Here is a 19,663-nt window from a genome sequence, read left to right as displayed (position 1 = left end):
TATCCTCAATGTGAATGGGTCGCCTGGGCCGGCATCGCGCCTGCGTCTTGCGCACCACTGTTCTGGGCGCGCATACGGTCAAGGGCACCAGAAATATTCGCCTCGGAGTCAATCAGGAACAGACCGCTGGACACCACTTTTTCACCTTCAGTCAGGCCTGAGCGAATAGCCGTCTGCCCCTGAGATTCATGGAAAACAGCCACCTGCTTCGGCACAAATCGACCTTCCTGATCAACGGTAATCACCCGCTGTTCGGTACCCGTATCAATTAACGCTTTAGACGGGATCAGCAGCATCGGCTCGCTTTGCGTTTTCAATTGCAGGTAAGCATTCATTCCAGGCTTGAGCGCTTCGTCGGGGTTATCAACCTGCAAACGCAGCTGGAGGGTACGCGTGGTGGCATCAACGCTTGGCAAAATACTCCACTTACTGATGGTGAATGGCTTATCCGGCCAGGCAGGAACCGTGATGCGAAATTGCGAGGCGTCTTTAATCAGCCAGGCAATAGATTCCGGGACCGACGCGCTGACCCATACCGGATCCATTCCCTGAATTTTCGCGACCACATTGTCTTTGGAAATATTCATGCCGGTACGCAAATCGAATGCGGTGATCACCCCATCAATGGGGGCTTTCAGGGTAAAGCGGGTCTGAATTTTACGCGTCGACTTTAAACGCTGGATATCCGCTTCCGGCATACCGGCAAGGCGTAATCGCTCCAGAATCCCTTCCACCTGCGTCACGCTGCCGCCGGTCTCGCGCAGCAGCAAATATTCGCTCTGCGCCTCAACCCAGTCAGGAATCGTCAGGTCAATGAGCGGAGAACCCTTCTTGATTTTGTCACCCACGGTAAGCGGGTAAACCTTCTCGATAAAGCCAGCGGAGCGTGCCTGGACAATAACAAACTGGTATTCGTTATAGCTCACGTTAGCCGGGAAAGTTTGCGCATAGTGCAGTGGTCCCCGACGCACGGGTTCCGTTTTTAGCCCCAGATTCTGGGTCTGAGTGGGATCGATGCGCACACCAGGTGCTGACGCGCTTGCGGTCTCTTCATCGGCATATTTCGGGATTAAATCCATATCCATGAACGGCGATTTGCCCGGCTTGTCAAAACGCGTATTCGGATACATGGGGTCATACCAGAACAGAACTTTTCTGGCTTCTTTTGGCGAAGCCTGTCCGGTTTCGGTCGATACTTTTGCGGATGAATAATAAGTATAAACACCGACAGAAATAATTCCGCCTGCAATCATGCCAGCGAGAATAAGCGCGGTATTTTTAATATTTAAAGACGCCATAATGATTTCCATTGCGCGATAATCTCACCCGCGCTCGCAAGAACCCGGGCAAGAATTAAAGAGACCAGCGAGAACGTTATTTACTGATGTGAATATCGCGTAAAACAGAGATATTTCCCTGCTGAACAAACGTAAACGCGACCTTATCACCCGGCTTAATATCGTCAGCCCTGGTATCGGCCACCAGCGTAAAACGCATCGTCATGGCCGGCCAGTTCACCGCCGGAATAGGATCATGTTTAATCGTGACTTTTTTACTCTCCATATCAACAGCTTCAATCACCCCGGTAGCGCTAATGCGTTGTTCCTGCTGAGCCGCCGGCTGCATATTCATCATCTCGCTATGTTGATGCTCATTGGCCTGAGCGTTAAATATGACCACAGAGAAAAGGCTTAACAGCACGGCTTTGGCGGTAGTATTCATAATTGATGCTCCTGAAAAGTTAATATTAAGGATTACTCCACCCAACCGCCGCCTAAGGCAGCAAACAGCTTAATTTCATTAACCTGCTGGGAGTAATTAAGATCGAGCAGCGATTGCTGCGTGGCAAATAAAGAACGTTCGGCGTCCAGAACTTCGATATAGCTAACCGCGCCATTCTGATAAAGCGCTCTGGCACGTTGTAGCGTGATTTGCAATGACGCCAGGTAGCGCTGCTGTCCGCTAATTTGATCGGCTATGCTTTGGCGCAACGCCAACGCATCCGCCACCTCTTTAAATGCGCCCTGAATTTTTTGTTCGTAATTCACCACCGACTGCTGTTGGCGAATTTCAGCCAGATCGAGATTGGACTGATTACGTCCGGCGTTAAAAATGGGAATATCTATTTTGGGGACAAAATTCCACATGCCGCTGGCAGCATTAAATAAGCTGGAGAGATCGCTGCTGCTACTGGACACGGAGCTGGTCAGGGTAATCGACGGGAAAAATGCCGCCCGCGCGGCGCCGATATTGGCATTCGCCGCCATTAATCCGTGCTCAGCTTCCATAATATCCGGGCGCTGCAACAGTATCTGCGACGAGAGTGATGGCGGCAGCGTAACCGGTTTAATATCTCCGCGACTGAGCGCCCGATCCTCGGGTAATTTTCCGTAGGTACCCAGCAACAGTTGCAGCGCGTTGTTCGCCTGCGCCAGTTCACCTTTACGCTTCGCGATTTCGCTGCGCGTACTTTCAATCACGCCCCGCGCCTGTTCCAGCGCCAGTACGTTAGTGCTACCGGTGACCAGTTGTTTTTCAACAAAGGCGTAGGAACGCTGATAGTTTTGCAGCGTTTCTTCGGCAATTTGCAGTTGTGCATAAGCCAGACGTTGATTGAAATAACTTTGCGACACGTTAGAGATTAATGAGATATGTACCGCCCGACGCGCCTCTTCACTGGCAAAGAAATTCTGTCGATCGGCTTCACTCATATTTTTCAGCCGACCAAAAAAATCCAAATCGAAACTGAGATTCAGCCCGGCCTCGAATTCGCGATCGGTGCCGCTGTCGCCTTTTAATTTACCGCTGTAGGTACCGCTGGAGCCTGCCGTAATTTGCGGATAGCGGTCAGCGTCCGTGACGCCATATTGCGCTCGCGCCTCCTGAACCTTCAGCACTGCCATACGCAAATCGCGGTTATTGACCAGCGCCTCACCAATCAGCATCTTAACCTGGTCGTCAACGAAGAAGGTCCGCCAACCGGTGTCCTGATAATTCCCAGAGGCTGACACCAGCGCATTCTGGCTTAAGGAGAATTGCTGTGGCACCGGTAAAGCCGGGCGCTGATAGTCCGGCGCTAATGAACAACCGGCGAGAACGAATATCGCGCTGAGGGTAAGAAGCTTAAATTTGCTCATAGTTCTTCTCGTCCTGACCGGACTGATGACCCTAAAATATGCAGGAATTTATAGGGTTGTACTTTAACGAAGTGACTCTGTTTAACCGGTGACAGGAAAATGACAAAACTGTCATTTTCCCAATAACCGATTGCTATCCGATCCCGCTTCCCTAGAATTGAAAGTCCGCACAAGCAGTGCGAGAAGGAGAATGCGATGAAGATTTTGATAGTCGAAGATGAGAAAAAAACCGGTGAATATCTGACAAAAGGCCTGACGGAAGCAGGTTTTGTCGTGGATTTGGCGGACAACGGCCTGAACGGGTACCACCTGGCGATGACCGGCGATTACGATCTGCTCATACTCGACATCATGCTGCCGGATGTAAACGGCTGGGATATCGTACGCATGCTGCGTAGCGCCAACAAAGGCATGCCCATTCTTCTCCTCACCGCGCTGGGTACTATTGAACATCGGGTTAAAGGTCTGGAATTAGGCGCTGACGATTATCTGGTCAAACCGTTTGCCTTTGCCGAACTGTTGGCGCGGGTCAGAACGCTATTACGCCGGGGCGCGGCGGTGATTGTTGAAAGTCAGTTTCAGGTCGCAGATTTAATGGTTGATCTGGTGAGTAGAAAAGTCACCCGCAGCGGGGCGCGCATCACCCTGACCAGCAAAGAGTTTACGCTGCTTGAGTTTTTCCTGCGCCACCAGGGAGAAGTTTTACCCCGCTCGCTGATTGCCTCTCAGGTCTGGGATATGAATTTTGACAGCGATACCAACGCCATCGACGTCGCCGTTAAGCGTCTGCGCGCCAAAATCGATAATGACTTTGAGCCGAAACTGATTCAGACCGTGCGCGGTGTGGGATATATGCTTGAGGTTCCTGATGGCCAGTAAACGATGGCAACGCCCTTTTTCCCTGGCGACGCGACTGACCTTTTTTATCAGTCTGGCGACTATCGCTTCATTTTTCGCCTTCGCATGGATAATGATCCACTCAGTAAAAGTGCATTTCGCCGAGCAGGACATCAATGATTTACAAGAGATCAGCGCCACGCTGGAGCGTATTCTTAATCAACCGAACGAACCTGAATCACGCCGACTGGAAACGCTAAAAAACGTCGTGGCGGGTTACTCGAACGTCATTATTTCTCTGGAAGATAGCAATCAGAAGGCTATTTTTCATTCACCTGGCACCCCGGATCTCCGGCAATTTATTGCCAGTGCAAGGCCGGATAAAAATGCCCATGCCCGCGATGTCTTTATTATATCTGGTCCCATGCTGCAAACGCCCAAACATACGCACGGGCAGATGACATCATCAAACTGGCGCATGATTCGTTTGCCTGTCGGACAGCTTGCCAATGGAAAACCGGCATATACGCTGTACCTGGCGTTATCGATCGATTTTCATCTGCACTATATTAATGACCTGAAAAACAAACTGATTATGACAGCATCGCTGATTAGTATGATGATTGTTTTTATCGTGCTGTTCGCCGTTTATAAAGGCCATGAGCCTATCCGTAATGTCAGTCGCCGCATCCAAAATATCACCTCGAAAGATCTCGACGTACGCCTCGACCCGCAAGCCGTGCCTATTGAACTGGAACAGCTGGTAAGTTCGTTTAATCACATGATCGAACGCATCGAGGATGTTTTTAAACGTCAGTCGAATTTCTCAGCGGATATTGCCCATGAGATCCGCACCCCAATTACCAACCTGGTCACGCAAACAGAAATTGCGCTGAGCCAGACCCGTAGCCAAAAAGAGCTGGAGGACGTGCTGTATTCCAATCTCGAAGAATTTGGCCGGATGTCGAAGATGGTGAGTGACATGCTGTTTCTGGCGCAAGCGGACAACAATCAACTGATCCCGGAAAAAACCGCGCTCAATCTGGCTGATGAGGTCAGTAAAGTGTTCGACTTTTTCGAAGCCTGGGCAGAAGAGCGTGAGGTTAGTTTACGCTTTGAGGGGCGCGAATGCTGGGTATCTGGCGATCCGTTAATGTTACGCAGGGCAATGAGTAATCTGCTTTCAAACGCCATGCGCTACACGCCAAAAGGCGAGTCAGTGACCGTGCGGGTGAAAGAGGCCGATGAACAGGTGCAGATAGTCGTTGAGAACCCCGGCCCGCCAATTCCTCCGCAACATCTTCCGCGGCTATTTGACCGCTTCTATCGGGTAGATCCTTCCCGGCAACGTAAGGGAGAAGGCAGCGGTATTGGCCTTGCGATCGTGAAATCGATAGTCATTGCCCATCAGGGAAAAGTTGCAGTGACATCTGATTCACATGCCACCCGCTTTATTCTGACGCTGCCCCGGCATGCAATTTAATCTCCGGTAATAACGGTTAAGTCATTCCTGTTCTCTGACTTAACCGTCATATTCCTGTCACGTCACTGACAGCGTGCGCTAATTATAATTTCTTCCGTAAACCCACACAGGAGAAATATGATGAATAAGATGTCCTCTTTTTTAGCTATCGCGTTTTTTATCTCAGCAGGCGTTAATGCAGCCGAAACGTCACCACATGCACAATCATTTTCACAAATGAATGAACATGAAAAAGCGATGGTAGTACATCAGTCGACAAATAATGCTCATTCCTATGCCCATGAGCAGCAGGCGGAAAAACACCGTGCGCAGGCAAACAGTTCGCGATAACGGATAACGCCAAAGGGCGCTGCGATCACAGCGCTCTCAAAAGCAGTGCGTTACAGTATGCCATTTTAAGACTGGAGTCAGGCATGGCTTTAACCCTCACGGTATTGCTTGAAAACCGGCGCGCTGCTGGTGCAGATAAAACATTACGGGCAAAGCCTGGATTAAGTCTGTTAATTCAGGATGAAACCACCACCATACTGTTTGATACCGGGCCGGATGACAGCTTCATACTAAACGCTGCGCAAATGGGGATCGACCTGACGCAATTAACCGCCGTGGTGCTGTCACACGGTCATTACGATCATTGTGGCGGCGTCCCGTGGCTTGCCGATAACAGCCGTATTATTTGCCATCCTCAAATAGCCTGCGAGCGTTACGCGTCGATAACGCTTGCGGGAAAGCCGCGACAAATTAAAAAACTCTCCCGCGATAACGACTACTCTCGTCTGAATATGGAATACACCCGCGAACCGTTGGCGATAAGCGATCGTTTTTTGTGGTCCGGGGAAATTAACGTACCCACACCGCAGACCTATGGTGTTATTCGCGAGAAAACACCTCAGCCAGATTACATCAGCGATGAAGGCGTATTGATCTATAAATCTGACCGTGGGCTGGTGATCATTACCGGCTGTGGGCACCGGGGAATAGAAAATATCGTCCGCCATTGCCAGAACATCACCGGCATTCGCAAAATTCACGCCCTCATCGGTGGGTTCCATTTACGCGCCGCCTCCCCCGCTAAGCTGTGGCGGACGCGGAAATTTATTAAGCAGCAGCAACCGGAAAAACTGCTCGGCTGTCATTGTACCGGTTCGTGGGGACGGTTGTGGCTACCGGGAACAAAAGCCCCGGCAACGGGGGATGTCATCGTGCTGGCGAACTAAAGGCGGTAAAACGTGACCCACATCTGCATTAGAAAACGGGAACTTACGTTCCCCGTTTATCATTAACGACAATTATGCACGTAACCTTGATCTGGTCACTTATTATACAGAGACAACCTTGGATACACTCAGGATAGAGGTAAACAAACAGGAGGTAGTGAATATGTATCGCTCAATTCTGGTGCCCATTGATATCTCTGAAGCCGATTTAACCCGCCATGTTGTGCCGCAGGTTCAGGCGCATGCCAAAACCGCCAAGGTCCATTTTCTGGCCGTTATTCCTACCGTTCCGTTCTATGCCTCGCTGGGACTGGCCTACTCTAGCGAATTCCCGGACCGCAGTGGTCTACAGGCCAAGGCCAGCGAAAAACTCGAAGAGATTGTTAAGCAATTCAACATTCCTGCTGGCAGGAGTCAAATCCACGTCGTTTACGGCCCGCCGAAGGATCAGATCCTCAAACTGGCGGAAGCGGTTGACGCCGAACTTATCGTCATCGCCTCGCATAAGCCCGGTTTTAGCACCTACCTGCTGGGTTCAACGGCTTCTGCCGTAGTTCGCCATGCAAAATGTCCGGTGCTGGTTGTGCGTTGACACTGGCTAACACAATAAAAACGGGCGTAAATTTTCGCCCGTTTTTATTCCGACTGAGGTCAGCACTCAGTGCTGATTATCCAGCCTGACCAATGCCAGCAACAGCTGGCTCAGTGCGCCATAAAACCCAAAATCATCATAACGACAGCATTTAGCGGTGAATTCCGGTAACCAGCGTAACAACCCCGCCAGCGTTTCTCTGCGCAGCGCGTCAATTTGCCGATGACGCAAGCCAGCTTCAGCCAGTGAAAAATGCAGATGGCTCAGCAGTTCGACGAAAATCGCCAGGTGATCGGCTGACTCGCTAAACGTATTGCTGACCTGCATGCCCGCATCAGATAACAGTTGTTTAATGACGCCGTAGTTCGGTCCCTCTTCAAGATGAGCCGACGCATAGGGTAATGCCGCATGTTCATCCGACATCAGAAACAGGCTGCAAAAATCAGCTGCCAGTTCCAGAGTGACGTCTTCACGCATCTTAAGCGCCGCAATTTTTTCCTCCAGCAGAAGTACTTCCGCCTCAAGCGATGGCTCACTTTTTAGCAATGCAAACCACTCCGCCATTTCGCTGGACTGCAACTGCTCCAGGCTTTCGTCATCTCGCTCACGGGAAAATAACTGCGCCAGCCAGGCGTAAACGCAGGCCACCTGCTCGGATGTCAGGGAAGAGTCTTTCATTATGACCTCCCCTGCTCTGCCGGAACATATTCGCACTGCGCCACCATTTTAATCGGGCCGCTGAATGCCGTCACATTCGCCAGCTTGCCAGTATATTTCTCGATTTCCACCAGCGCAGTATGGGCACTGGTGGCTTGTGCCAATTGAGACGTGCCGATATCTATCGTTAACACGTTCGGGTTGCCGTATTTGCACAGTGCCCCGATTTCTCCGCCGTTCTCCGGGTCGTACCAGGCACCTTCATGAATACGCACGACGCCAGGCGAGTAGAGATCAGAGACAACTGCCCCGGCGAGCACTTGTCCACGCGCATTAAATACACGGACGATATCACCATTGCAAATCCCTCTTGCACTGGCATCCTGCGGGTTGATAAACACCGGTTCTTTGCCACTTACCGCATAATGCTTACGTAGCGCTTCAGATTCACAAAGCTGCGAATGCAGACGGAAGTCCGGGTGGACGGATTGCAGATGCAGCGGCCAACGCTGCGACCCCGGCCCGCCGTGTGATCGTTCGATTTTCTCAAACCACATCGGATGCCCCTGGCAGTCGTCATACTGCATATCGGCAATAGTTTTCGAGAAAATTTCGATCAAACCGCTTGGTGTCCCCAGCGGCTCAAGATCGGGATCTTCGCGGAATGCCTGATGTCGAACAAACATCTGCGGATGCTCGAACTCAACGTACTCCTGCTGATTCCAGAAGACGTCAAATGCCGGGAGATGAACGCCGCGCCCTTTCCCCTGCTGGCTTCCTTCCTGCCAGATCCGCTTCAACCACCCCATCTCATCCAATCCTTCGGTGAAGGCTTCTTCACGATTAAAGCGGCGGCAAAGATCGCGGAAAATATCGAAATCATTACGCGCTTCAAATTGCGGCTGTACCAGCTGTTTCATGGCGATAATGCCGCGGTTGGAGTGGTTGCCATACTGGTCGAGATCGTTACGTTCAAATTGCGTCGTCGCAGGCAATACAATGTCGGCAAAGCGACAGGTCGAGGTCCACTGATTATCAATAGCGATAACGGTTTCCAGCTTCCGCCAGCCCTCAATAATGCGGTTGATCTGCTGGTGACGATGGAACGGATTGGTCCCGGCGAAAACGCACATCTTCAACGGCGGCAGTTTCACCGTTTTACCGTTCCAGTTAATTTTCTTGCCCGGCTCCAGTATCGCATCAATAAAACGTGCAATAGGGATGGTGCTGCTATAGCCCTTATAATCGGTGCTGTCATGTATCGGAGGAACGGTGGTAGAGCCAGAAAAACCACTCAGAATTACACCCTTACGGCCTGGCGTACCCGCGCCGTTATAGTGCCAGCCAAAACCAAAACCCCCGCCGGGTAAACCGATTTGTCCGAGCATTGAAGCCAGCACCACAATCATCCACGCCCATTGCTCCCCATGCTGCATGCGCTGGACGCACCAGCCGGCAATAATTTGCGTTCTACCACCCGCCATCTGCCGTGCCAGTTCACGAATCGTGTCGGCATCGATCCCACATATTTTTTCCGCCCACAAGGCATCTTTAGGCTGTCCGTCACTTTCTCCCAGCAGATAAGGCAGAAACTGTTCAAACCCCACGCAGTAGTTATCGAGAAAATGCGGATCATAGAGCTTCTCGGTATAGAGCGTGTGCGCCAACGCCAACTGTAGCGGCACATCAGCCTGCGGATTTACGGCAATGTGTTTAACCTTATCACGACCCAGATAGTCATGAGTCGAGGTGATGACCGGGTCAATACTGATGACAGAGATCTCGCCACGCGCCACTTTTTCCTTCAACTGCTCGTAGTATTCATAGACATCATGATCCGGACACCACCAGTTCGCCTGCTGGTTTTTGATCAGATCGGAGCCCCACAGCACAATGGTTTTGCTGTTCTTCAACACCAATGGCCAAGAGGTTTGTTGCTCATACACCTCCATTGAACCCACCACCCGCGGCAGGATCACCTGAGCGGCGCCGGTGGAATAGTCTCCCCCGGTGCCCACGCTGTTGCCGTGCAGCGCAATGGCGCGCGCCAGCATGCCGGAAGCATTATGGAACATGCCGGTTGATTGCCAGCCGCTGGCCGTGAGCAGCGCACTTGGACCATAGGTCTTCTGAATGCGCTCCAGCTCCTGATAGAAGAAGTCCAGCGCTTCATCCCAGGAAACGCGCACAAAGCGGTTATCGCCGCGCTGTGTGGTATCGCTCTGGTGTCGTTTACGTAACCAGTCAACGCGCACCATCGGATAACGGATACGCGCGCTACCGTGCACATGATCCGGCAGTCCGGCGATCATTTTGGACGGGTACTTATCACGCTCAAACGGCTTCGCCTCGATAAAACGTCCATCAACCACGGTGGCACGGATTGCTCCCCAGTGAGAACCGGTCAAAATTCCTTCTCTAACACCTGTTCCCTGTACCTCGGCGGCATTGGCGCTACGCGGTGTGAGTAGAGAGGGTCCTACCATACCGGCTACGGTCAAACCGCCCAATTGCAGCAGAAAACGTCGGCGAGATGCCTGAAAGAGATCGTTATTTTTCATTGCTTTCTCCCGTAGCGCTATGTGGCTTGTCCGTGGTGTCAGAGGCATTCATCTGCAGATATTTCAGCAAGGTACGTTCTTCGCGTTTATCCAGACTGGTAAACCCAATCATGCCGTTCAACGTGCCAATCCAGCCGTTGGCGTCAAAGTGTTCTTTCTCTGGGGCGCCGTGGCACTGGTTACAGGTTCCGTTATAGAGTGAGTCGGCATACGCCCAAATCGGCTTGATGTCGTTAACCATATCGCCCTTGTGCATCCAGGCGGTGGCTTGCAACTTACTCCACGGCGTATTCGTTTCTGCGACGGTGGTTTGTTCCAGCGTTTTCACGTGCTGCTGGATATCACCGCGAATAGAAGCCACAAAAATGCGCTTACCCGGCAGTTGCGCCAACACTCGCTGACGTCCGTTACTCTCGGTCCAGCCCACAATTTCGATTTGCAGCCAGTCGCCGTCACGCTTTAATACTTTGACTTCAGAGGCGGGCAGCAGTGATCCTGCGGGTTCTTTATCACCTTTCGCGGCATACAGAGGTTTGATGTCAAGGGAGTAGAGCGTATCGCCATCATCATTCGCACTGGCGCGAAGCGCATCAAACTGCTTGCGGAAACCGCTGCTCATGTCGGGAAGTTGGTGCGCAATGCCTTTATGGCAGTCAATACAGGACTGGTTATCCTTCGCCGCAATTTTCATCTGGCGCGCGGCTTCAGGATGCTGTTTAGCGTGATCCATCGCATCATAGTTATGACAGGAACGACAGGTTGCGGAGTTGTTCTCTTTCATTCGCGCCCATTCGCGCTCCGCCAGCTCGGCGCGTTTGGCTTCGAATTTCTCAGGCGTATCGATAGAGTGGGCAACAAAGGTCTGGTAGATATCGTTGCTGGCCTCCAGCTTACGTTTCACCATACCAGGGATATCTGATGGAATGTGGCAGTCGTGACACTCTGCGCGCACCCCGGAGGCATTCTGAAAATGCACCGACTGTTTATATTCTTCATAAACCGGCTGCATGCTGTGACAACTCACGCAAAACTCGGTTGAACTGGTTAATTTAATGCCAACGTGCGGTAAGACGATCAGCGCGATGCCGACCACAATCCCGATAACGACCAGCGCCAACACTGACCAACGTGCGCTCGGTCTGAGCAGAGCCCTCCATAGTTTCCGCATAATAGCCCCTGTAATTATATGGTTTAGTTACAGAGGATCTTATTTCCCAAATGTGAACAGCAACACTGGTCAGGATGAATGGCTTACGGCACAATGTGAACAGATATGAACAGAAAGAGACAGCACCCAGGATGTCGCATCACATTGTCATTGTTGAAGATGAGCCGGTCACCCAGGCGCGGTTACAGGCTTACTTCGAACAGGAAGGTTATCACGTCTCAGTCACCGCCAGCGGAGCCGGCCTGCGTGAAATCATGTTGCAACACCCTGCCGATTTGATTCTGTTAGACATCAATCTCCCGGACGAAAATGGCTTAATGCTGACGCGCGCCCTGCGCGAACGCTCAACGGTGGGCATCATTCTGGTGACGGGTCGCAGCGACCAAATCGACCGTATCGTTGGCCTGGAAATGGGAGCAGATGATTATGTCACTAAACCGTTAGAGCTACGTGAACTGGTGGTTCGGGTGAAAAATTTGCTCTGGCGGATCGATCTTGCCCGCCAGGCGCAGCCGGAGACCAAAGACAACTGCTATCAGTTTGCCGGATATTGTCTGAATGTCTCCCGCCATACCCTGGAGCTTGGCGATGAGGCCATCAAACTTACCCGCGCCGAATATGAAATGCTGGTCGCCTTTGTCACTAATCCGGGGGAGATTCTCAGTCGGGAACGCTTATTACGCATGCTTTCCGCACGACGGGTAGATAATCCTGACTTACGCACCGTGGACGTTCTGATCCGCCGTTTGCGCCACAAGCTGCGGGCCGATTTGCTGGTGACACAGCATGGAGAAGGCTATTTTTTAGCAGCCGATGTGTACTGATACAGATAAACAGGTCGAAATCCGCCGGGAGACAATGAGCGCTGAACATGCCGGCTGTCGGCATTTTTCGACGTAAGCACGAGGATCGGCGGACTGATATTTTCCGGCACCGACTGTCCTTGTAACACCCTGATAGCCTGCTGAATCGCCAGTTCGCCTTGCCAGACCATTTGATCGCTGGCAGCCATAATAATTCTTTCGCGTTTAAGCCCGCGATACACCTGATGCGACAAATAAAAAGAGACCACGGTCAATGGCGTTCCCTGATTACGCCTCTCCCCCATCGCCGCTTCTGCCGCAATTGCCGTACCGGCAACCACATCGGCATCCGGGTGACGCTCAAGCATCTCCTGCAGCAGGTTACGCTGTATTTCAATATCATTATCACCCAACGCCATATCCACAATCTGTACCTGACTACCAGCAATCGCCTGGCGGAATCCATCCACCATTTCGCGGCTGCCGCCCGCGTCGTCAGGGCCTGGCAATAATAAAACTTTTAGTGGTCTGCTACCGCTCCATTTAACCAGATAGCGACCTGGCTGATACCCCATCTGGAACCACGGCACACCAACCCGGGCTTTCACCGTTGCGTCATGTATCGCATTCACCACCTCAATAACCGGCAGCGTGCCCACCTGCGCCTGCAAATCCGGAAAAGTCGTCGTGCTACTGCCTAACAAAATGGCATCCGCGCCCCATTGCTGACACTGGGCGATTTGCGATTTTTGCGTGCTAAACTGTCGATACCCTCCCGCTTCAAACACCTTCAGGCTTACCCCATATTTTTTCGCGGCCTCAAGCATGCCGTAATTGACTGAAAGCCAATAGGAATCCTTCAGACTCGGATACAGCGCGCACAGTTTCCATGCCTTGTTTGCCGTCACGGTCAATTGCGATTGCGGTACAGCCTGTCGCGGACCCTGCCAGCGCAGCAATAGGGACTCGGTCGCGTGACCCAGACCGGGAAAAAGTGTGATCAGCAGGAAAAGCAATACGCGCATGATAGCCTCATCATTGATAAGGCTTTATCCTAGTTGCTTTCCTCTTTTGGACTCAACCTTTTTAATCTGTGGCGACCAGACAGTGAATTTATCTCTGACCAAACGACTGTGGATTGGCTTTGCGCTGATGGCGACACTGACCCTCATCAGCACGCTGGTAGGCTGGTATAACCTGCGTTTTGTCAGCCAGGTTGAGCAGGCCAATACTCAGGCGCTTATCCCGACCATGGATATGGCGCGTCAGCTCAGCGAAGCCAGCGCCTGGGAACTGTTTGCCGCGCAGAATCTGACCACCGCAGATAATGAAAACATGTGGCTGGCTCAGGGACGGATGTTAACCGCCCAAAGCCTGAAAATAACTGCATTACTGAAAACCCTTCGTGAGCAGGGCTTTGACACCTCGGCCATTGAACAACAGGAAAAAGAGATCGCCCAGTCGTTAAGCCATCAGGGGGAGATGGTTGGCGAGCGTTTGAAGCTACGCGATCAACAGCAGCAACTCAGCCAGCAAATTGTTGAGGCCACCACAGACGTAGCCGAAATGGCGCGCGGACAGGCCAATAATGCCGCCACGTCTGCGGGGGCAACTCAGGCAAGCATTTATGATCTGATCGAGGGCCGTCAGGGCCAGGCCGCTGAACAAGCGCTGGACAGGCTCATTGATATCGATCTGGAATATTACAATCAGATGAACGAACTGCGTCTGAGCGCGTTACGGATGCAGCAAATGGTGATGAATCTGGGGAATAACCAGGCGCAGAATAATCTGGCGGCGCTGGAAACCCAGCTCAATGCCGCCGTGAGAGTGCTTCACCGCCGACAAATTCGTATTGAGGATCCGGTGGTACGCGATCAGGTTGCCAATACCGTCGATACGATTGGCCGCTATGTTGATCTGCTGGCCCTGTATCGTCAGGATAATGACATCACCACCCGGTTACAGATCTTATCGCAGAACAATATCGAGCAATTCACCCGTTTCAGTAGCGAAGTCAGTCAGTTGGTGGAAATCATCGGCCAACGCAACCAGACCGGACTGGCGCATCTCAAACAAGCCAGCCAGCGCGGGCAAAACCTGTTGTTGCTGTTGAGCGGCGTCTCATTGTGTCTGTTGATTCTCATTCTTTGGCGTGTGGTTTATCGCTCAGTCACCCGTCCGCTGGCACAGCAGACGCAGGCGTTACAGCGCCTTCTGGAAGGCGATATTGATTCCCCCTTCCCGGAAACCGCGGGGGTTCGCGAACTGGATACCATTGGTCGTTTGATGGATGCCTTTCGTACCAGCGTTCATACGCTCAATAGCCATCGTGAGCATCTGGCTGCTCAGGTTAAAGCTCGCACCGCAGAGCTTCGTTCTCTGGTATATGAACACCGACAAGCGCGCGCTGAGGCCGAAAAAGCCAACCAGGCAAAATCGGCGTTTCTTGCCGCCATGAGCCATGAAATACGCACTCCGCTGTATGGGATCCTTGGCACCGCGCAATTGCTCTCAGACAATCCCGCTCTGGCGCAACATCGGGACAATTTACGCGCCATCACCGACTCGGGCGAGTCTCTACTGACCATCCTTAACGATATTCTGGACTATTCCGCCATCGAAGCAGGTGGTAAAAATGTAGCGATCGGCGATGAACCTTTTGAACACAAACCCTTGTTGGAAAGTTCGCTTCAGCTAATGCATGGCCGCGTCGCGGGTAGCCCCGTCGAGTTGGTAGCGGAATTTGCCGATGACGTACCCATTGCCCTACGCGGCGATCCGCGGCGTATCCGACAAATTATTACTAACTTATTAAACAACGCACTACGCTTTACCGATCATGGACACATCATCCTGCGTAGCCGGCGTGAAAACAAAGACTGGTATATCGAGGTTGAAGATACCGGATGTGGGATTGACCCCTCCCGTCAGCGCGATATTTTTCAGCCGTTTGTACAAGTCAGCGGCAAACGTGGGGGAACCGGGCTGGGACTCACCATCAGCGCAAGTCTGGCTCAGGCGATGCAGGGAGAATTGAGCGTTACCAGTACACCCGGTGTCGGAAGCTGTTTTCGACTGCGTTTACCATTACGCGCGGCCGCAATGCCCATGGTTAAATCCATCCAACACAGGGTATCGTTACAAGGTTTGCGTTTATTACTTATTGAGGATAATCCCCTCACGCAGCGCATCAGCACGGAAATGCTCACTCTCAATGGTGCGCAGGTCACCGCTGCCGACAGCGCTGCTAACGCACTAAAAATATTGCAGAAAGATGCTCGTTATGACGCTGCCCTGGTTGATTTCGATCTGCCGGATATCGACGGTATCACGCTGGCACAACAGTTAATCCGCGCGTATCCAGGGCTTAACCTGATTGGCTTTAGCGCGCACGTTATCGACGAAACGCTTAGCCAAAGAACCAGCGCCTTGTTTCTCGGCATTATTCAAAAACCGGTCCCCCGGGATGAACTCAGTCGGCTGATTACCCATTATCTGCATCTGCGCGATAACGAAGCCACTTCGCAAATCCCTGGGGGTAAAAGCGCACGGTTGGACACCCAGCAATTGACCGACGATATCCAGGCCATGGGAGTGCAAAAAGTACATGAATGGTTAGCACTCTTTAAGCAACATACCCTGCCTTTATTAGATGACATTGACGCTGCACGCGCAGAAGGCGAATACGAGCGGCTAAAGCGCCTGGCGCATCAGCTCAAAAGCAGTTGTGCCAGCATGGGAATGCGCTCAGCCAGCAAGATGTGTGCAGCGCTAGAACAACAGCCGTTTGCGGACTTTTCACTCAGAGAGGAAGTGCAACGCAGTCTTAATGAAGTAGAAATATGGCTGGAGAAGGAAGGTTCGTAGCGATACGCAGAAGCTAAGAATTGGGGCTTACTTTGAAATGGTACGCCCTGTAGGATTCGAACCTACGACCTACGGCTTAGAAGGCCGTTGCTCTATCCAACTGAGCTAAGGGCGCATTGTGAAGTGATAACTTCATGCAGAGAAACGCGTGAATTATACGGTCAGCGCTTGCTGAGTCAATGCCTTTTGTTTCAGTTGCTGGCGAAGTGTACGAATGTTGATTTTTTCTGGTCGTTCAAGGGTATCCAGGAAATCACCTGGTAACAACTCAGCCCACATAGCGCCAGATTTAAGGATACATGTATTTAGAATATTTATGATTTTGCTTAACATTCCCCTACCCTCTTTCCAGCGGTTCAGGAATTCTTCAATGTTAAGTATCGCCATCAAGGAAGAAAATAGTCACTTTGAACACGGGCTGAAAATCATTATTTCCCATCTGGCAAATCAGTGGCATCAGGAGATTAGTTTTTTGCCTGTCGAGGAGATCGATCGCGCCGACATCGCGTTTATCTCACTGGATGAAGATTGGCTCAGCGCTGAATGCTATCAGGTTCCGGTTCACACCAGGCACCAACACCGGGTGGTGATCTGCAACAGAAACGATAAAGATAAGCTGATGTTCCGGCCCTGCCTGTACATGTTGCCGCTGATCTATCGGGAAGATGACGTTGACGAGATCACCAAAAAATTAGTCCTCATCTTGCAAAAACGCGCGTTACGCAACAGCGTACCGGCGACTATCTGCCATTACTGCACCACCCGCAACTTTTCTATCGCAGAGCGCCAGTTCTTAATGTTTCTTGCCAGCGGATATACGTTAGCCGAAACCGCTCACCTGCTCTCAATCAGCGATATCCATGCCAAAGCAACCCGTCGCAGCATTATGAAAAAGCTGCACGTGAAAAACGATCAGCAATTCTTAAGATACATCCGGGCGCATCTGAACTTTCTACAAAATTAGGTGGAACCTCTCCGCCTAATTTTTTATTGAGAAATATCTCACCATCAATTAAGTATCGGCTCCTACTGTACCTGGCAACTGACTGCCAGAATAATCCAGTCATACTATTCATGAGGTAACCGAAAGGCACACCCGGTAATATTTTAACTAATCCCAGAGAGAGGTTGCACTGGATAAAACGATCTTTTGGGCATTGAGTAAGACATCAGAAAACTTCCGGCAGATTATTCTGATGGGATACTCAATTGCCAGTCTGGTGATTGTTGAAGACATTGAAACCCAACGGCACAAGGGAACTCACCGTCGCGCTGGAAAAATTTGGGTCAGGGATGTTTGTTGTCAGCAATTTATCCAGACCTGCCGCAACAGAAATGGAATGGAAACGGATGCACAGCGCAAAACGCCGGGAACGACATCGCCGTATACGAAACGCTAACTGTACCCATCAATATCCCCACTGTACCTCACAAGTATTCGACCAAATCGAGTATCTGGCGCAAAAAATCGAATACACCATACCGGGCGATACTATATCTCAGGCGATTATTACAGTGGACTATTATCTTGCCTATACACTGAGCCGCCATTTATTCTCAGGCACGCGCACCGCGATCTTCCGGTCCATTGAATCGGCGCTGGTCTGCCTGCAAAAGTCGGTCATTAGTCAGTTAGTGGTTGATATAGAAGGCTTAACAAGCTCTTACTTCGATATTCTTCAGTGCCTGCGCCAACTACTTAAACAGCGGAATGATATCCAAATCTTCATATTGCTTTCCAGTCATGATGAAGATCTTAAAACCTTTATATCACTGTCTGGCCCCTTTTATATCTTATCACGCAGTCTACACCTCCCAGAGATGCGTCAGGCGTTATTATCCCCGGTGCTAAATTATATTCATTCGAGGCGCATAAAGCAGGTCGATTGGGATATGGTGACCTTACTTTTACAAGGTAACTCCTTAAAAAAGATTGCGCAGTTACAGACACAACCCTACCACCGCATCATCTATCGCCTGAACCAGTTGATTACCCGCCTGGGATTACCAAACCGGCAGCGCTTTTTGCATCTGATACATCGTCTCAACGTTACCTCTCATCATTTAATTTAACACCATAACTCCATGTACAGTAAGATTTTTTAAGAAATTACTTATTTTTACATGGGAAAATTGATCCAATTTTCACAAATATTTAATATTTACAACTATTCCTGGTATTATAGATACCACCTCTTCCACACTTAACCTTACTGTTTCTGCGTACATCGCTCGAAAATAGTGTTCCCGCTGACTTAACAAAACCTAAACAATTAGCTTATTGTATCGTTTTTACTATTTAAAATAAATTTTCAATCTGCCATAATTCGAACCACAGATAAATAATGCCAATAGTCATTAACACATCTGGATCTTTCAGAACATCCTAACTGCCATTAACAATCGGGATGTTGTAAGTCTTTTCCGAAAGAGCGGAGCAGGTATAATCCTCACTGTTTCCTGATTAATTGTTAGTTTTTCCAGTGTGAAATGGATGTTCCACAAATTCATTGTTCTGTAGAAGAACAACCGAATAAACAAGGACGAAATAGTATTTATTCGGTTCTCCTCAGAACAACTCTTGGCTATTTGACAATATTATAACGCCTGATGTTTTATCAAATTCGCAAGATACGCAAACAGTTTGAGGCATACAACAATGAAACCAGCATCCGTTATCATTATGGACGAACACCCTATTGTCAGAATGTCGATAGAAGTACTCCTCGAAAAAAACAGTAATATTCAGGTTGTGCTGAAAACCGATGACAGCCGCGCGGCAATAGAACATCTACGCACGTACCCTGTCGATCTTGTCATCCTGGATATTGAACTGCCTGGCTCTGATGGCTTTACATTACTCAAGAGAATAAAATCATTGCAGGAGAATACTCGGGTGCTATTTCTGTCTTCAAAATCTGAGTCTTTTTATGCCGGGCGCGCTATTCGCGCCGGGGCAAATGGTTTTGTCAGTAAACGAAAGGATCTAAATGATATCTACAATGCGGTAAAAATGATTTTATCAGGATATTCTTTTTTCCCTTCTGATACACTGAACTTTATTAACAATGTAAATGTGCAAAAAGGTGTATTAAATGATATGCCGCTCTCTAACCGCGAGGTGACGGTTTTGCGTTATCTGGCAAACGGGCTATCCAACAAGGAAATTGCTGAACAGTTGCTACTCAGTAATAAAACGATTAGCGCTCATAAGGCTAATATCTACTCCAAGCTCGGTTTACATACCATCGTTGAACTGATCGACTACGCTAAAATGCATGAATTAATGTAACAACACTCCCGGCGAGATGTCGTTCGGGAGTGTTTTGTCAGCGCAA

Annotated in this window: 18 protein-coding genes and 1 tRNA gene; 10 read left to right on the top strand and 9 right to left on the bottom strand. The window is 50.4% G+C overall.

Features of this window, described 5'->3' with window-relative positions:
* Window positions 1–5: 5 nt before the first annotated feature.
* The 3 genes from FDW92_RS18550 to FDW92_RS18540 all read right to left on the bottom strand — a co-directional run bounded on the left by FDW92_RS18550 (window position 6) and on the right by FDW92_RS18540 (window position 3,137).
* Window positions 6–1,298 carry an efflux RND transporter periplasmic adaptor subunit gene (locus FDW92_RS18550; protein WP_042309918.1) on the bottom strand — a complete coding sequence of 431 codons (1,293 nt, stop codon included), beginning with the start codon at window positions 1,296–1,298 and terminating at the stop codon, window positions 6–8.
* A 76-nt stretch (window positions 1,299–1,374) separates the two neighbouring features.
* Window positions 1,375–1,722, bottom strand: coding sequence for a cation efflux system protein CusF (gene cusF / locus FDW92_RS18545; RefSeq protein WP_042309919.1), 348 nt, complete (start codon window positions 1,720–1,722; stop codon window positions 1,375–1,377).
* A 32-nt stretch (window positions 1,723–1,754) separates the two neighbouring features.
* Window positions 1,755–3,137, bottom strand: a complete 1,383-nt coding sequence (locus tag FDW92_RS18540) for an efflux transporter outer membrane subunit (RefSeq protein WP_042309921.1) — start codon at window positions 3,135–3,137, stop codon at window positions 1,755–1,757.
* Between the two features lie 195 nt (window positions 3,138–3,332).
* On the opposite strand from FDW92_RS18540, the gene cusR reads away from it, so the two are divergent.
* The 5 genes from cusR to uspF all read left to right on the top strand — a co-directional run bounded on the left by cusR (window position 3,333) and on the right by uspF (window position 7,266).
* Window positions 3,333–4,016 (top strand): copper response regulator transcription factor CusR, encoded by a 684-nt coding sequence (cusR, locus tag FDW92_RS18535; RefSeq protein WP_038638530.1) that lies wholly within the window; start codon window positions 3,333–3,335, stop codon window positions 4,014–4,016.
* Window positions 4,006–5,457: a Cu(+)/Ag(+) sensor histidine kinase gene (locus FDW92_RS18530; RefSeq protein WP_042309923.1), complete on the top strand. Its 1,452-nt coding sequence runs from the start codon at window positions 4,006–4,008 to the stop codon at window positions 5,455–5,457. The genes cusR and FDW92_RS18530 overlap by 11 nt, the downstream gene beginning before the upstream one ends.
* Before the next feature lie 120 nt (window positions 5,458–5,577).
* Window positions 5,578–5,787, top strand: coding sequence for a hypothetical protein (locus FDW92_RS18525; RefSeq protein ID WP_042309925.1), 210 nt, complete (start codon window positions 5,578–5,580; stop codon window positions 5,785–5,787).
* Between the two features lie 83 nt (window positions 5,788–5,870).
* The gene (locus FDW92_RS18520; protein ID WP_137400675.1) at window positions 5,871–6,674 is read left to right on the top strand and encodes an MBL fold metallo-hydrolase; all 804 of its coding nucleotides are present in this window, start codon (window positions 5,871–5,873) and stop codon (window positions 6,672–6,674) included.
* A gap of 163 nt (window positions 6,675–6,837) precedes the next feature.
* The gene (gene uspF, locus FDW92_RS18515; RefSeq protein WP_038638520.1) at window positions 6,838–7,266 is read left to right on the top strand and encodes a universal stress protein UspF; all 429 of its coding nucleotides are present in this window, start codon (window positions 6,838–6,840) and stop codon (window positions 7,264–7,266) included.
* A gap of 66 nt (window positions 7,267–7,332) precedes the next feature.
* Here uspF and torD read toward each other — a convergent pair whose 3' ends face one another.
* From torD to torC, 3 genes are read right to left on the bottom strand one after another with little or no spacing between them, the layout of a single operon-like run.
* Window positions 7,333–7,947, bottom strand: a complete 615-nt coding sequence (gene torD, locus FDW92_RS18510) for a molecular chaperone TorD (protein WP_042310173.1) — start codon at window positions 7,945–7,947, stop codon at window positions 7,333–7,335.
* Window positions 7,944–10,484: a trimethylamine-N-oxide reductase TorA gene (gene torA, locus FDW92_RS18505; protein WP_042309928.1), complete on the bottom strand. Its 2,541-nt coding sequence runs from the start codon at window positions 10,482–10,484 to the stop codon at window positions 7,944–7,946. The genes torD and torA overlap by 4 nt, the downstream gene beginning before the upstream one ends.
* Entirely contained in the window at window positions 10,474–11,652 is a 1,179-nt protein-coding gene (torC, locus tag FDW92_RS18500) for a pentaheme c-type cytochrome TorC (RefSeq protein ID WP_042309930.1), read from the bottom strand. The genes torA and torC overlap by 11 nt, the downstream gene beginning before the upstream one ends.
* A 131-nt stretch (window positions 11,653–11,783) precedes the next feature.
* Here torC and torR point away from each other — a divergent pair, with 131 nt between their 5' ends.
* Window positions 11,784–12,476 (top strand): two-component system response regulator TorR, encoded by a 693-nt coding sequence (torR, locus tag FDW92_RS18495; protein ID WP_042309932.1) that lies wholly within the window; start codon window positions 11,784–11,786, stop codon window positions 12,474–12,476.
* Here torR and torT read toward each other — a convergent pair.
* Window positions 12,449–13,480 (bottom strand): TMAO reductase system periplasmic protein TorT, encoded by a 1,032-nt coding sequence (gene torT / locus FDW92_RS18490; RefSeq protein ID WP_042309933.1) that lies wholly within the window; start codon window positions 13,478–13,480, stop codon window positions 12,449–12,451. The two genes, torR and torT, sit on opposite strands and share 28 nt — an antisense overlap.
* A gap of 82 nt (window positions 13,481–13,562) precedes the next feature.
* Here torT and torS point away from each other — a divergent pair, with 82 nt between their 5' ends.
* Window positions 13,563–16,325: a TMAO reductase system sensor histidine kinase/response regulator TorS gene (gene torS, locus FDW92_RS18485; RefSeq protein WP_072014767.1), complete on the top strand. Its 2,763-nt coding sequence runs from the start codon at window positions 13,563–13,565 to the stop codon at window positions 16,323–16,325.
* A 38-nt stretch (window positions 16,326–16,363) separates the two neighbouring features.
* On the opposite strand, the gene FDW92_RS18480 is transcribed toward torS, so the two are convergent.
* Window positions 16,364–16,440: transfer RNA gene (locus tag FDW92_RS18480), tRNA-Arg, on the bottom strand.
* A 38-nt stretch (window positions 16,441–16,478) separates the two neighbouring features.
* Window positions 16,479–16,658, bottom strand: coding sequence for a hypothetical protein (locus tag FDW92_RS18475; RefSeq protein WP_042309935.1), 180 nt, complete (start codon window positions 16,656–16,658; stop codon window positions 16,479–16,481).
* Between the two features lie 37 nt (window positions 16,659–16,695).
* Here FDW92_RS18475 and fimW point away from each other — a divergent pair, with 37 nt between their 5' ends.
* From fimW to fimZ, 3 genes are all read left to right on the top strand, one after another.
* Window positions 16,696–17,289, top strand: coding sequence for a fimbria biosynthesis transcriptional regulator FimW (gene fimW / locus FDW92_RS18470; protein ID WP_042309936.1), 594 nt, complete (start codon window positions 16,696–16,698; stop codon window positions 17,287–17,289).
* A 386-nt stretch (window positions 17,290–17,675) separates the two neighbouring features.
* A complete protein-coding gene (locus FDW92_RS18465; protein WP_042309938.1) occupies window positions 17,676–18,398 on the top strand; it encodes a hypothetical protein in 723 nt (240 codons plus the stop codon).
* Window positions 18,399–18,984: 586 nt separating this feature from the next.
* Complete coding sequence (gene fimZ / locus FDW92_RS18460) at window positions 18,985–19,617, top strand: fimbria biosynthesis transcriptional regulator FimZ (protein ID WP_038638509.1); 633 nt, start codon at window positions 18,985–18,987, stop codon at window positions 19,615–19,617.
* Window positions 19,618–19,663 lie beyond the last annotated feature (46 nt).

The organism is Citrobacter sp. wls706 (assembly GCF_005281305.1).
Taxonomy (GTDB): domain Bacteria; phylum Pseudomonadota; class Gammaproteobacteria; order Enterobacterales; family Enterobacteriaceae; genus Citrobacter; species Citrobacter werkmanii.
This window is presented reverse-complemented; position numbering and strand designations above follow the sequence as displayed.

Coding starts and splice junctions, on each gene's coding strand:
- FDW92_RS18550 (WP_042309918.1), bottom strand. CDS start 1,298: ATGGCGTCTTTAAATATTAAAAATACCGCGCTTATTCTCGCTGGCATG.
- cusF (WP_042309919.1), bottom strand. CDS start 1,722: ATGAATACTACCGCCAAAGCCGTGCTGTTAAGCCTTTTCTCTGTGGTC.
- FDW92_RS18540 (WP_042309921.1), bottom strand. CDS start 3,137: ATGAGCAAATTTAAGCTTCTTACCCTCAGCGCGATATTCGTTCTCGCC.
- cusR (WP_038638530.1), top strand. CDS start 3,333: ATGAAGATTTTGATAGTCGAAGATGAGAAAAAAACCGGTGAATATCTG.
- FDW92_RS18530 (WP_042309923.1), top strand. CDS start 4,006: ATGGCCAGTAAACGATGGCAACGCCCTTTTTCCCTGGCGACGCGACTG.
- FDW92_RS18525 (WP_042309925.1), top strand. CDS start 5,578: ATGAATAAGATGTCCTCTTTTTTAGCTATCGCGTTTTTTATCTCAGCA.
- FDW92_RS18520 (WP_137400675.1), top strand. CDS start 5,871: ATGGCTTTAACCCTCACGGTATTGCTTGAAAACCGGCGCGCTGCTGGT.
- uspF (WP_038638520.1), top strand. CDS start 6,838: ATGTATCGCTCAATTCTGGTGCCCATTGATATCTCTGAAGCCGATTTA.
- torA (WP_042309928.1), bottom strand. CDS start 10,484: ATGAAAAATAACGATCTCTTTCAGGCATCTCGCCGACGTTTTCTGCTG.
- torC (WP_042309930.1), bottom strand. CDS start 11,652: ATGCGGAAACTATGGAGGGCTCTGCTCAGACCGAGCGCACGTTGGTCA.
- torR (WP_042309932.1), top strand. CDS start 11,784: ATGTCGCATCACATTGTCATTGTTGAAGATGAGCCGGTCACCCAGGCG.
- torT (WP_042309933.1), bottom strand. CDS start 13,480: ATGCGCGTATTGCTTTTCCTGCTGATCACACTTTTTCCCGGTCTGGGT.
- FDW92_RS18475 (WP_042309935.1), bottom strand. CDS start 16,658: ATGTTAAGCAAAATCATAAATATTCTAAATACATGTATCCTTAAATCT.
- fimW (WP_042309936.1), top strand. CDS start 16,696: ATGTTAAGTATCGCCATCAAGGAAGAAAATAGTCACTTTGAACACGGG.
- FDW92_RS18465 (WP_042309938.1), top strand. CDS start 17,676: ATGCACAGCGCAAAACGCCGGGAACGACATCGCCGTATACGAAACGCT.
- fimZ (WP_038638509.1), top strand. CDS start 18,985: ATGAAACCAGCATCCGTTATCATTATGGACGAACACCCTATTGTCAGA.